The organism is Leptolyngbya sp. BL0902 (genome assembly GCF_016403105.1).
Lineage (GTDB): Bacteria > Cyanobacteriota > Cyanobacteriia > Phormidesmidales > Phormidesmidaceae > Nodosilinea.
The window spans coordinates 71,463-83,382 of the sequence record NZ_CP046155.1 but is presented as its reverse complement, the minus strand read 5'-3'; the positions used below and the strand labels follow the sequence as shown (position 1 = coordinate 83,382).

Below are 11,920 nucleotides of genomic sequence, written 5' to 3'. Positions count from 1 at the left end.
GTCGCTTCAGTTCGGGAACCCGTACAGCTTGGTTCATTGCTATTGCTCCCTTAAGTAACGTAAATTAGCACTCGGAGCTTGAGAGTGCTAAGTTCCCGTTTGGTCTGAGCAGGCGAGAGATTCGCTCAGGCGTTCGTTGTACGTCGCTAAATCCCGGAGATTGTTTGTATGGCTGCTATCACCCTAGCCGCATCCAGCGTTAAGCCCCTGGCGGATCGAGTTCTGATCAAAGTCAGCGCTTCTGAAGAAACCACCGCTGGCGGCATTCTGCTGCCCGACACTGCCAAAGAAAAGCCCCAGGTTGGCGAAATTACCGCCGTTGGCCCCGGCAAAACCGATGACAAAGGCAACCGCCAAGCCCTCGATGTGAACATTGGCGACAAAGTGCTGTACTCCAAGTATGCCGGAACCGACATCAAACTGGGCGGCGAAGAGTATGTGCTGCTGTCTGAGAAAGATATCCTGGCCGTTTTGGGCTAAATCCTGTTGGGTTCGGTGCATTGCTTCGTAAATGCACCCGACAACCTAACCGATAGGTTTTTCTAAGGACTTGAGAATGGGGGTGTTGGGCTTCACTTCGCTGTACCCAGCCTGCAAATTCTCGTCTGAAGTCATCACGGATTCTTGTTTCGTTTCCTCCTACTTAATTTTCGGAGACATTAGTTCATGGCTAAGCGCATTATTTACAACGAAAACGCCCGTCGTGCCCTAGAAAAAGGCATGGATACCCTGGCTGAGGCCGTTGCCGTCACCCTCGGCCCCAAGGGTCGTAACGTGGTGCTGGAGAAGAAGTTCGGCGCTCCTCAGATCGTGAACGATGGTGTGACCATCGCCAAGGAAATCGAACTGGAAGACAACATTGAAAACACCGGGGTGGCGCTGATTCGTCAGGCCGCTTCTAAAACCAACGACGCCGCTGGCGACGGTACTACCACCGCCACCGTGCTGGCCCATGCCATCGTGAAAGAAGGTCTGCGGAACGTGGCGGCGGGTGCCAACGCTATCTCCCTGAAGCGCGGTATCGACAAGGCCACCGCCTTCCTGGTGGACAAAATCGCTGAGCACGCTCGTCCGGTGGAAGATTCTAAGTCCATCGCCCAGGTGGGTTCTATCTCCGCTGGTAACGACGAAGAAGTGGGCGCGATGATCGCCGAGGCCATGGATAAAGTGGGCCGCGAGGGCGTGATTTCCCTGGAAGAAGGGAAGTCCATGACCACCGAGCTGGAAATCACCGAAGGGATGCGCTTCGACAAGGGCTACATCTCCCCCTACTTCGTCACCGACACCGAGCGTATGGAAGCCGTCCTCGACGAGCCCTACCTGCTGATCACCGACAAGAAAATTGCCCTGGTGCAAGACCTGGTGCCCGTGCTAGAGCAAGTGGCCCGCTCCGGTCGTCCCCTGGTGATCATCGCCGAGGACATCGAGAAAGAAGCCCTGGCGACCCTGGTGGTCAACCGTCTGCGCGGTGTGCTGAACGTGGCCGCTGTCAAGGCTCCTGGCTTTGGCGACCGTCGTAAGGCCATGCTGGAAGACATCGCCGTGCTGACGGGCGGTCAGGTAATCTCCGAAGACACCGGACTCAAGCTGGACAACACCAAGCTGGATATGCTGGGTCAGGCTCGCCGCCTCACCATCACCAAGGATGCCACCACCATCGTCGCCGAAGGCAACGAGAAGGATGTGAAGGCCCGCTGCGAGCAAATCCGTCGTCAGATCGAAGAAACCGAATCTAGCTACGACAAAGAGAAGCTGCAAGAGCGGCTGGCTAAGCTCTCTGGCGGTGTGGCCGTGATCAAAGTCGGTGCCGCCACCGAAACCGAAATGAAGGATCGCAAGCTGCGCCTGGAAGACGCCATCAACGCCACCAAGGCCGCTGTGGAAGAAGGCATTGTCCCCGGTGGCGGTACCACCCTGGCCCACCTGGTGCCCGACCTGCTCACCTGGGTTGACGGCAATCTCACCGCCGAAGAGCACACTGGCGCTACCATCGTGGCCCGCGCCCTGGCGGCTCCCCTGATGCGGATTGCTGAAAATGCTGGCCAAAACGGTGCCGTCATCGCCGAGCGCGTCAAAGAGAAGGACTTCAACGTCGGCTACAACGCCGCCAACGGCGAATTCGTCGATATGTTTGAAGCTGGTATCGTTGACCCCGCCAAAGTGACCCGTTCTGCCCTGCAAAACGCGGCCTCCATCGCAGGCATGGTGCTGACCACCGAGTGCATCATCGTCGATAAGCCCGAACCCAAGGAAGGCGCTCCCGCTGGCGCTGGCATGGGCGGCGACTTCGACTACTAAGGTCTAACCGACCGAACGATGCCTCCGGTTGAACTACAATCGGGGCATCTCATTCAAAGCTGGGCTTCTGTTGCAGAGGCCCAGTTTTTTGTGGCGCTAGGCTAGATTGCTAGCTTTTTCTAGGAAATCTAGGCAGTCACGATGGTCAGTTTTGCCGATGGCGGGGCGCTCTAAGGGCAGCACCCTAGACTTCATCGGGATCAATCCCCAAGGCCCGCAGGCGGGCGGCAAGTTTCTCCGCACGTTGCTGGGCAGCGTCTCGCTCTTGCTGAATATTTTCGTTTTCCTCTTGGAGCGCCTCTCGTACAAGCTCTAGTTCATAGCGACTCAGCAGTTTTGCCCCCGATTGTGGGTCGTAGAAGCGTAAGGCTTGGGCTACCGGAGCCAGCCCCAGTTCTGGGTAGGTAGGATGCAGTTGTAAATCTAGCCCTAACACGGTGCTGTGGATAGAGGGCAGGCCCGTGGGCGTGGAGGTTAGGGACAGAGGTTGATAACGGCCCTCCACCAGCTTGGCTCCCCGCAGTTGAGGCTTGAGGTAGTCGGCGGTGGGGTCATACTGAAAGTATTCTTCAACCCCCAGGCTGGCGTAGAGGCGGGGTTTGTCCTCGGAGTCTTGGTGTTTGGTGCTGCGGGAGGTGATTTCTAGGACAAAATTAGGCAGCTTGCCGCCTTCTTGCCAGGTTTTATAGCTGCGGCGTTTTCGGTTACTGACGCCAAAAACGACAAACACATCCGGCGAGATGGATGCCTTGGGATTATCCTCTTCATAGTAGATAAACAAGTTACCCGACACATAAACATTGGGCCGCCCTTTGAAATAGAGTTGCAGCACTTCAACGCAATACAACAGATAATCGCGAGTGGCGTCGCTTTCGGTCATCGGTTGTCCATCCGTATCGGGATAGATAATCGGGGCAGCGGTCAGTCCGGTCATCTCGGACATGGGGCGATATCCTTGGCGGCTTGACATGGTTTCTATTATGCCATTGCCCCTTTCGTCCAGCGGCCACCGAGCCCTGGAGACCAAGTCACGCCAATTCGGCGGTGACAATCGCCTAGCGATTCCCGGTTGGGTATAGCCGCAGTGGATGGGGCGGCATCACCGGGTTCACCCAACTGCCTACGGGCAGCGCCTGACTGGCGGGGAGGCGAGCATGAAGCAGGTGCCCAGAGGGCGTAGAGAGGCTGTACTTGTACTCTCGGCCCAAAAACTGGCGGCTCTGGACGCGCAACAGCCCTGTCTCCACCACTTGCAACGCTAGGTCTTCTTGACGAATCATAATCTCGCCCTGGGCCACCGTGGCATCGGGGGCCGCTCCGTCGGGCTGAATCACCTGGGTGAGGGTGCCCAACTCCGTCTCCCAGCCCTGGGGGGTGCGGCGAGCCGGGAGAAAGTTAGCCTGGGTAACAAAGCTGGCAATGAAGCGAGAGGCCGGAGCGGTGTAGACCGTTTCGGGACTGCCCCACTGCTCTAGCCGTCCCTGGCGCATCACCGCCACCTGATCGGCAATGGCGAGGGCTTCCTCCTGGTCGTGGGTGACAAACACCCCGGAGGCATTCACCTGCTTCAGCACGTCGCGTACCTCCTGGCGCAGATGCAGCCGCACCTGCACATCCAGATTGCTGAAGGGTTCATCCAGCAAAATCAGCGTGGGCCGAGGGGCGAGGGCACGGGCCAGGGCCACCCGCTGCTGTTGCCCCCCGGAAAGCTCGTGGGGGAAGCGGCGTTCAAACCCCGTGAGCCCCACCAGAGCAATGGCCTCTTGGGTTTGGGCCTGCACCTGTTTGGGATCTAAGCTACCCAGGCGCACCAAGGACTGAAGCCCAAAGGCCACATTTTTCTCCACCGTTAGATGGGGAAACAGGGCGTAGTCTTGGAACACAATGCCCACATCCCGCCGCTCTGGGGGCAGCCAACAGGGGCCGCAGACGGGCTGCTGTCCGAGATAAATCGCGCCCTGGTCGGGTTGCTCAAAGCCCGCAATCAGCCGCAGCAGGGTTGTTTTGCCACAGCCAGACGGCCCCAACAACGCCAAAATCTCGCCCTGACGCAGGCTGAGGCTAACCCCATCCACCGCCGGGGGCAGGGCGGAGGTATATCGCTTCGTAATTGCATCAAGATACAGGATATCGGGTGAGGGCATTGCAGTGGCAACCATGACAAAATGGGGAAGACAAGGATCTCCCTGCCCAGTATCCTACCCTTTATTGACGATGGCTTGCATTAGGCTGAGGGGCACCGCCGACTGCACAGAGGGCACAGAGGGACGGTCTACCCTCCTAGGCCGCGACGTCTGTGGGGGATGCCGTCACCTCGGGCAGGGGAGACAGATCCATCGCAACGGTATCGGCGGATTGGGGCTGGAAGCGGTTCCACTGCTCCAAATAGTCAACCAGGTGCTCGTCTCCCGCCGCAATGTGATCATGCAGCAGGGATCGCACGCGATCTTCCTCGATTTGGTGCTGTTCAGGGCTGAAAAAGCCTGCAAACAAAGCCGTTCGCAGCCACACCAGGTAGGTAGTGAGGGCATCAAAGTGGTTGTATTCCACAATGGCCCGCAGGTTGCCCTCCACCCACAGATCCACCACACTGCTGCCGTCGGTGCCCATCTTGCCCGGAATGCCCATTGCCGCCGCCAGTTCGTGCAGGGAGGGCGTGCCAATCCCCCAACCGCTGACCAAATTTTTTAGGTCAATGTGGGCTTCGGTGTGGCGGGCGAAATAGTCTACGCCTTCCCAGGGTTTGTCGGGGCGTTGGCAAAAGGCTTTGGCCGAAATGCCCATGGCCATGCCCCGCTGCAACAAAATCGGCAGATCCGAGGTTTGGGAATTAAACCCCACCAACTGGGGCTTTTGCTGGCCCACATAGCTCAGAAAGGTGTGGATGAGATCCCCCTCCGCCATGGGTTGGTCGGCCTGTTTGGGGAGGGCCGTCAGCCGCAGCACCACTTCGCCATTGCGCCGCTGCTCCCGAATCACCGCCGCCACCGATACCACCCGACAAAGCGCCGTTTTGAGGTAGGGCCGAGGCTTGTCCTCCGTGGCTCCTCCGTGCTCCCACATCACCTGAAAGACGTCCTCATCAGACAATGTGGCGGGTAGCCGATAGACCCGCCGCCCGGAAGGCGCATCGGGCACCCATTCCAAATCAAACGCACATACCCGCTGACCAACGGACTTGAACACCGCGACACCCCCAAGGCAAATGTAATAGTGCTGAAACTTGCCTAAGGTTGCCCTAGGGGTGGGTTCTTGTTGTCACCGTCACCGCCATTCAGCCTATTGCCGTAGATCAACCGTTGTCTTGGCTTTGACTCAGGAGCCGCTTGGGGAATTGAGGCTGAAAAAATCCTAGGACGGCGGGGCCGCGACGTTGGGAGTCTCCCTAACAGTCGATTAGTTTGGCAATGAAGGGTTTGGCCAAAAAGAAGCTGGCGATGGTTTTGGCATCCACGGCCTCTCCAGCGAGAATAGCCTTCTCCAGTTGATCGGGCGTCATCAACACGACCTCCATGTCTTCATCTTCGTCGCCCGCTGGAGCCTCTACGGGCTCTAAATCTGTGGCGAGGAAGGCGTAGATCAGTTCATCGGAGTAGCCCGGGGCCAAGGGAAACGTGCCGATGGGAAGCCAAGTGGTTGCCGCATAGCCCGTTTCCTCCTGAATTTCGCGGCGAATGGTCTCTGCCGGGGCTTCGTTGGGTTCGATGGTGCCCGCCGGAAACTCCAGCAACCGTCCCAGCACCGCAAACCGATACTGCCGCAGCAAAACCAGCCGACCATCATCGGTAAGGGGCACGGCCAAGGCCCCGCCGGGATGGCGCACGCATTCCCACTCGCCCACGGCCTTATTGGGCAGACGCAGACGGTTCACCTCAAAGTTAAATTTGCGGCCTTCGTAGAATAAGCGCTGTTTTAACAGTTGGGGCGGTTCTTGTCCAAGGGGCATAGGGAGTGCTGATTGTGCAGAAAAGATTTGCTTATTGTACCCCGCATCCAGTGATAGGGGCCTAGGTCAGGGGTCGCAATCGCGCTAATATCGGGGTTGGTGGCCATTGCCGAAGGGTGGCCGTTGCCGAGGGATGGCCGGAAAAGGATATGGGCGGGGTGAGTGCGGTTGTGGATGAAGCGGGAAAGGACAGAGCGAGAAGCTGTCCAGTGAGCGGCGTGGCGGACGGATTTTTGAACCTCAATAAGCTTAGCCAAGTCACCTCCCATGACTGTGTCGCGGCGGTGCGGCGGCTGTTGGGCACCCGCAAGGTGGGCCACGGGGGCACGCTGGATCCGCTGGCGGAGGGGGTGTTGCCCTTGGCGGTGGGACGGGCGACGCGGCTGCTACCCTACCTGGCGGCGGATAAAGCCTACCGGGCGGTGATTCGCTTTGGCCTGACCACCACCACCGACGACCTGGAGGGCGAGGTGGTGAGCCATTGTCTCGCAACGGATCTCACCTTGGAGGCTGTGCAGGCGGCTCTACCCGAATTTTTGGGTACCCTGGCGCAAATTCCCCCGGCCTTTAGCGCTATTCAAGTGGAGGGCAAGCGCCTGTACGACCTCGCTCGACGCGGCCAAGTGGTGACGCCGCCCCCTCGCACGGTGGTGATCCATGGCCTGACGGTGCAGGGCTGGCAGGGGGGCGATCATCCCGAACTCACCGTGGATGTGGACTGTGGCCCCGGTACCTACATCCGCGCCCTGGCCCGCGACTTGGGGCAGCAGGTGGGCACAGGCGCAACCTTGGCCCACCTCACCCGCACCCGCAGCAATGGCTTTACCCTCGACACCAGCCTCACCTTGGATCAGGTGAAACAGCGCGTCGAGACCGAGGGCTTTCAACTCCAGGCTCCAGAAGCGGCCCTTGCCCACCTGCCTGCCCTGGCCCTCGATCCGGATCTCGCCCGTCGCTGGCAGCAGGGCCAAAAGTTTGCGCCGCCCATCGCCCTAGACCCCGATCAGCCCTATCGCATTGTGTCCGCCGCCGACAACGAATTCCTCGGCATTGGCCAAGTAGAGTACCGAGAAGGGGAGCCCATTCTTAAAGCCAAGATGGTCTTCAAACCCTGGGCCTAGGCATCGGGAACCTAGCCCCAAGCTTAGGGCTCTGCCTCTGTGACCTAGGGCGTAAGACGCTGGATTTTGGCCTCAACCGACATCCTAGGGGCACAGGGTTCCTGGTGCGGCCCAGGCGAACTCTGGACGTCCGCAGCCAAAGCGTTGACCGCTCTGATTTAAGGCCCAACCCATGGAGGTGGGGGTGAGGTCAAGGCGTTGTTCGATAGCCGCCACCGAGTCATCACACAGCCCCACGCGGGTAGATAGGATGGCCATATCGCCATTGTCCAAAGCCTCGATGCGGACTTGAGCGGTTCTGAAGCATTCCAGCGTTTCCGGTTCGGTCAGCAGGGATTGGGCCAAACTGAAGGGGGTCAGTTCGCCGGAGGGTAAGGCAACGCCATCGTTATCTATGGCTTCATAGGCTTCCCATCCCGGCAGATAGGGCGGCAACAAGGCCAACGGCTCGACCTGGGCGATGGGGCTAGTCGGGGCCGAACAGGCGGCTAATCCTAGCATGAGGGCCGCCATTCCCCAGGGCCGTAGCGGTTGTTTGGGAAGGTTAAACTTGGGCATCATCACAAACCTCAACCTCAATGTCGGTATGGATATTTAGACACCATGGACGTTTTGGAACAACTGCGCCAGGACTATCAGCGCTTTCCCCACCAGCAGAGCTATCACCTCTATGCAGAGGACGTCTATTTCAAAGACCCCCTGAACGAGTTTCGCGGCCTGTCACGCTACCAGAACATGATTGGCTTTATCACCCGCTGGTTTCAGGCCATTGATCTAGATCTGCACGCCATTGAATACGTTAGCCCCAGCCAAATTCACACCCGCTGGACGCTGAATTGGGTAGCCCCTTTGCCCTGGAAGCCCGCGATGAGCATCCCTGGCCGCAGCGAGCTGACCCTCAACGATAGCGGCAAAATTTGCGCCCATGTGGACTATTGGGACTGTTCCCGTTGGGCGGTGGTGCAACAGGTGTTTGGGGTACGGTCAGAGCCCTAGGCGGTGGCGTACTCTCCCTCTGTGGACGCACTATGCCTCTTTGGGTTCCACAGATGTTACGGGGCATGAACAGGTTGGGCTCCATCAGACCTCACCCCATGGAAAACCTGGGTTTCCCGCCGGAGGACTGCTAGCCTATTACTGTTAGCCTACCGCCCCGCCGCCGACCGCCCATGTCTTCGATTCTCGATCCGCCGATTCCTGCCAAGGTTGCCAAAATGAAGGCGCGGGTGCGCTGGCAGCATCCGACCCTGGTGGCCCGCCACATTGATCAAACCAGGCTGATGGTAGAAGATGGCCACGCCGAAACCGAGGAGTTTTCCTTTTTGGTAATTGGCGACAGCGGATCTGGCCCCCACCCGGATCACCACCCCCAGCGGCGGCTGGCCGAGCAGATGGTGCCCCATTTGCAGGACTGTCGGTTTTTGCTGCACACCGGGGACGTGGTGTATCAGGTGGGTTCCCGCGAGCAGTATCCCGACAATTTCATCAAGCCCTATCGAGAGTGGCTGGTGGGGGGCGATCAGCCCGATAAGATTGCCTACGACCAAATGCTGTTTCGGTTTCCGTTTTTGGCGGTGCCCGGAAACCACGATTACTACAACCTGCCGCGCCTGTATAGCGTGCTGGTGCAGCTTAGCAAACCCCTGCGAAAGCTGCTGGGCATCGACCTCAACCCTAATGTGGGCTGGCATGGGTCGGGGGTGGGAGATGCCTACGCTCGCGCCTTTTTAGACTATTTGCAGGGCATCCCTGCCGACCAACTGGTGGATCACCTGCGGACGCACTACGGTGCTTGGAATGGCGACACCCAGGGCTTGCGCTATCGACCAGGGGTGTACACTCGCCTGCCCAATCGCTACTACACCTTTCGCTATGGCGGCATTGATTTTTTTGCGCTAGATTCCAGCACCTTCAACGATCCGTCATTGCTGGCTCACCAGGGAGGGCTAGATCGTCGCCAGTGGCTTCAGGGGCAGCGGCAGCAGGTACTAGAGGATCGACGGTTAGTGGAGGAGGCTGCGCTGCACCGCAATCCCAAAGATACCCATGCTCAGGAGGATTTGGACGACTGGCAGGCCAAGGTAGAGCAGTACGACGAAATGCTGCTCGACATCGACAAGCAACTCAACGCCAACCCCACCGCCCAAATCGACACCGAACAACTGCTGTGGCTGCGAGATAAGCTGATCGCCTCCTGGCAAGACCCAGCGGCGCGGGGGCGGATCGTGTTCTTCCACCATCCCCCCTACGTCACCGAATCCACCAAGTGGAACCAGGGCCAAACCCTGGCGGTGCGTCACCATCTGCGCTGGGTGCTGGATCAGGTAGCGGCGGCGGTGCCTAACCTGGCAGACGGAACGCCCCCGGTGAATCTGGTCATCAACGGCCACGCCCACTGCTTTGAACACCTGAAAACCCTAGACACAGGCCACGCCGATGGTCACTTAGACTGGATTGTCTGCGGCGGCAGCGGCCTCAGCTTGCGGCGTCAGCGGTCTGGCGGAAACACCCTCTGCGAACCTGTCTCTGACCTGACGGGCGAGGCATCCGATGAACTGCGTCCGGTGGCGGAATCCCAGCTCTTTATCGGTCGCATAGGCAAAAAGCCCGACTATCGCCGCCCCTACTCGTTTTTGCGGGTCGATGTCAAAGGGGGCCAGGAACCCAAATTTGTCCTCACCCCCCATGTGTCTGAGCGCTTCCACCGTGATTGGAAGGACTACGCTCTGGATCCGATTTATATTTAGATGCTTCAATGGGCTCTTACCCCAAAATCCCTCTTCCAAGCTTGGAGAGGTGCTTTGAAAGTTCCTTCTGCCTCCCCTCTCCTTCCTGGGAGAGGGGCTGGGGGTGAGGGCAAGACGAGGCAACTCACTAACCTGCGTTTTCGCTGCCTTCGGCGGGGGTGGGGACAGATTCCACCACTTCGGCGGCTGTAGCTTCGGCGGCTTTTTGGCGGTCTTCGCGTTTTTTGCGTTCGGCGGCCAGCATGTCTTTCATGACTTCCTGGGCCTGGGCGAACTTCTCGATGTTGCTGCGGTAGAGTTCTAAATCCTTGGAAAGCTTATCTGCCGGGAAGTTGAGCTTGCCCGTTAGATCCTTCAGCAGGGCTTCAAAGGAGTCTTTGTTTTTGAGGAGGTCTTCTCCGGCGACGGCTTCGATCAGGGTATAGAGGCCGATGCCGAAGGGGCGGCTATATTTGAAGGCTTCCTTGGTGGCGACGGTGCCGAGGGTGCCGCGCAGGCCGCCACTGTGGGCCGCTTCTGCTAGGTTTTCAAACTGGGCTTTGAGGTCGTCGAGGGATTGCCCCGCTACGGCGGCTTGCATGGCTTCGGCGTCGCCCCGGTACTGTTCGGGAGAGCTTTGCACCGATTGGCAAAGGGCATTGAAAATGGAGGCTTTGTCGCTTTCGGGTTCGTAGCCCTGCATAAAGCGGTCGAAGGTGGTGACGATGCCCAGGGCATAGAGGGGATCGTAGGTAAAATCGGCGTTGACCGAGAGCAGATGCATTTCTACCAAAAGCTCGTCCACCACACGACGGTAAATGGAGTTGATGGGGCGGGTGTGGTGAGCATAGAAGTCCCGCTTGGCGTCAGAAACCGTGCGTACAGGTGCGTTATTCACAGCCGAATGTCAAAAAATACAATGATCCCATTGTCCCGTGTGACTGTGTCTTTGCCAACCCAGGGAAGACCGTACTCGGCCCGCTGCCCCTAGCGACCTCGCCCCGCTGTCTATGGGAGTGCGAGTTAAGCGAGATCTCGATGCCTCTCCCTGGGAATTGGGAAGGGCTGGGGCATGGCATGGGAGCGCGGTTGTGATCTACTTAGGTGTATGAAAAGAGGTGAGGAAAACCGGGTGAAGCAAGTTATCGTCGTCACCGGGCCAACCCGGTCGGGCAAGAGCGAGTGGGCGGAGACCTTGGCCCAGCGGTCGGGGCAGGCTGTGGTATATGTGGCCACCTCAGCGGTGAACCCGGAGGATCAGGAGTGGCAGGCGCGGCTGGAGCGACATCGCCAGCGGCGTCCGGTGGATTGGCGGCTGTGGGAGGTGCCCGTGGGCCTGTCGGCGGCGATTTTGGCAGGCCAAGCCACGGACTGTTTGCTGGTCGATTCCCTCGGTACCTGGCTGGCCCATGGGCTAGACCAAGACGACCCCCAGTGGCAGGAAACCGTGGCGGATTTGATTGCCAGCGTGGAGCAAACGGCGGCAACGGTGATTTTTGTGGCGGAGGAAACCGGGTGGGGCGTGGTGCCAGCCTATCCGGCGGGGCGGCAATTTCGAGATCGGCTGGGTCATCTGACGCGGCAACTGGGTGCGGTGGCGGATGCGGTCTACTTGGTGGTGGCAGGCTATGCCGTGGATTTACGCCAGGTGGGGGTGGCGGTGGATGGCCCTCCATAGCCAGTTTTAGGGTGGCCCGTGTGGAATAGAACCCAGCGACCGGGGGATCGCTGGGGTAAATCTGCAAACTTTCCAAAGAATCGCCCGTTCTTCGGTGGGGTCAGGGATAAAACAGCTAGGATCACAGTGCAGCCGTAGTGTCTAGCCGTGT

At 59.1% G+C, this 11,920-nt stretch carries 12 protein-coding genes; 6 read left to right on the top strand and 6 right to left on the bottom strand.

The window, feature by feature from the left end:
• The first annotated feature begins 168 nt into the window (after positions 1–168).
• Together groES and groL are read left to right on the top strand one after the other, a co-directional pair.
• Positions 169–480, top strand: coding sequence for a co-chaperone GroES (groES, locus tag GFS31_RS00360; RefSeq protein ID WP_198806353.1), 312 nt, complete (start codon positions 169–171; stop codon positions 478–480).
• A gap of 186 nt (positions 481–666) precedes the next feature.
• A complete protein-coding gene (gene groL / locus GFS31_RS00355; protein WP_198806352.1) occupies positions 667–2,298 on the top strand; it encodes a chaperonin GroEL in 1,632 nt (543 codons plus the stop codon).
• Positions 2,299–2,482: 184 nt separating this feature from the next.
• Here groL and GFS31_RS00350 read toward each other — a convergent pair whose 3' ends face one another.
• The 4 genes from GFS31_RS00350 to GFS31_RS00335 all read right to left on the bottom strand — a co-directional run bounded on the left by GFS31_RS00350 (position 2,483) and on the right by GFS31_RS00335 (position 6,244).
• Complete coding sequence (locus GFS31_RS00350) at positions 2,483–3,268, bottom strand: Uma2 family endonuclease (protein ID WP_263974872.1); 786 nt, start codon at positions 3,266–3,268, stop codon at positions 2,483–2,485.
• A gap of 85 nt (positions 3,269–3,353) precedes the next feature.
• Positions 3,354–4,457 carry an ABC transporter ATP-binding protein gene (locus GFS31_RS00345; RefSeq protein WP_225907514.1) on the bottom strand — a complete coding sequence of 368 codons (1,104 nt, stop codon included), beginning with the start codon at positions 4,455–4,457 and terminating at the stop codon, positions 3,354–3,356.
• Positions 4,458–4,578: 121 nt separating this feature from the next.
• Positions 4,579–5,484, bottom strand: a complete 906-nt coding sequence (locus GFS31_RS00340) for a 3'-5' exonuclease (RefSeq protein ID WP_198806351.1) — start codon at positions 5,482–5,484, stop codon at positions 4,579–4,581.
• A 199-nt stretch (positions 5,485–5,683) separates the two neighbouring features.
• On the bottom strand, positions 5,684–6,244 hold the full coding sequence (locus GFS31_RS00335; protein ID WP_198806350.1) for an NUDIX hydrolase: 561 nt from the start codon (positions 6,242–6,244) through the stop codon (positions 5,684–5,686).
• 116 nt (positions 6,245–6,360) lie between these two features.
• Between GFS31_RS00335 and truB the strand changes: the two genes are divergently transcribed.
• Positions 6,361–7,365, top strand: a complete 1,005-nt coding sequence (gene truB / locus GFS31_RS00330) for a tRNA pseudouridine(55) synthase TruB (RefSeq protein ID WP_225907513.1) — start codon at positions 6,361–6,363, stop codon at positions 7,363–7,365.
• Positions 7,366–7,449: 84 nt separating this feature from the next.
• Here truB and GFS31_RS00325 read toward each other — a convergent pair whose 3' ends face one another.
• Positions 7,450–7,926: a hypothetical protein gene (locus tag GFS31_RS00325; RefSeq protein WP_198806349.1), complete on the bottom strand. Its 477-nt coding sequence runs from the start codon at positions 7,924–7,926 to the stop codon at positions 7,450–7,452.
• 42 nt (positions 7,927–7,968) lie between these two features.
• Between GFS31_RS00325 and GFS31_RS00320 the strand changes: the two genes are divergently transcribed.
• Both GFS31_RS00320 and GFS31_RS00315 read left to right on the top strand, forming a co-directional pair.
• Positions 7,969–8,361, top strand: a complete 393-nt coding sequence (locus GFS31_RS00320) for a DUF2358 domain-containing protein (RefSeq protein WP_198806348.1) — start codon at positions 7,969–7,971, stop codon at positions 8,359–8,361.
• A 173-nt stretch (positions 8,362–8,534) separates the two neighbouring features.
• Positions 8,535–10,112, top strand: coding sequence for a metallophosphoesterase family protein (locus tag GFS31_RS00315; RefSeq protein ID WP_198806347.1), 1,578 nt, complete (start codon positions 8,535–8,537; stop codon positions 10,110–10,112).
• Between the two features lie 127 nt (positions 10,113–10,239).
• Here the strand turns inward: GFS31_RS00315 and psb29 are convergent, their stop codons facing one another.
• Positions 10,240–10,989 carry a photosystem II biogenesis protein Psp29 gene (gene psb29, locus GFS31_RS00310; protein ID WP_198806346.1) on the bottom strand — a complete coding sequence of 250 codons (750 nt, stop codon included), beginning with the start codon at positions 10,987–10,989 and terminating at the stop codon, positions 10,240–10,242.
• Positions 10,990–11,199: 210 nt separating this feature from the next.
• Between psb29 and cobU the strand changes: the two genes are divergently transcribed.
• Positions 11,200–11,769 carry a bifunctional adenosylcobinamide kinase/adenosylcobinamide-phosphate guanylyltransferase gene (gene cobU, locus GFS31_RS00305; RefSeq protein WP_198806345.1) on the top strand — a complete coding sequence of 190 codons (570 nt, stop codon included), beginning with the start codon at positions 11,200–11,202 and terminating at the stop codon, positions 11,767–11,769.
• The last annotated feature ends 151 nt before the right edge of the window (positions 11,770–11,920 follow it).

What these genes read in the sequence shown, in the direction of transcription:
- groES (WP_198806353.1), top strand. Translation starts at nt 169, where the DNA reads ATGGCTGCTATCACCCTAGCCGCATCCAGCGTTAAGCCCCTGGCGGAT.
- groL (WP_198806352.1), top strand. Translation starts at nt 667, where the DNA reads ATGGCTAAGCGCATTATTTACAACGAAAACGCCCGTCGTGCCCTAGAA.
- GFS31_RS00350 (WP_263974872.1), bottom strand. Translation starts at nt 3,268, where the DNA reads ATGTCAAGCCGCCAAGGATATCGCCCCATGTCCGAGATGACCGGACTG.
- GFS31_RS00345 (WP_225907514.1), bottom strand. Translation starts at nt 4,457, where the DNA reads ATGGTTGCCACTGCAATGCCCTCACCCGATATCCTGTATCTTGATGCA.
- GFS31_RS00335 (WP_198806350.1), bottom strand. Translation starts at nt 6,244, where the DNA reads ATGCCCCTTGGACAAGAACCGCCCCAACTGTTAAAACAGCGCTTATTC.
- GFS31_RS00325 (WP_198806349.1), bottom strand. Translation starts at nt 7,926, where the DNA reads ATGATGCCCAAGTTTAACCTTCCCAAACAACCGCTACGGCCCTGGGGA.
- GFS31_RS00320 (WP_198806348.1), top strand. Translation starts at nt 7,969, where the DNA reads ATGGACGTTTTGGAACAACTGCGCCAGGACTATCAGCGCTTTCCCCAC.
- GFS31_RS00315 (WP_198806347.1), top strand. Translation starts at nt 8,535, where the DNA reads ATGTCTTCGATTCTCGATCCGCCGATTCCTGCCAAGGTTGCCAAAATG.
- cobU (WP_198806345.1), top strand. Translation starts at nt 11,200, where the DNA reads ATGAAAAGAGGTGAGGAAAACCGGGTGAAGCAAGTTATCGTCGTCACC.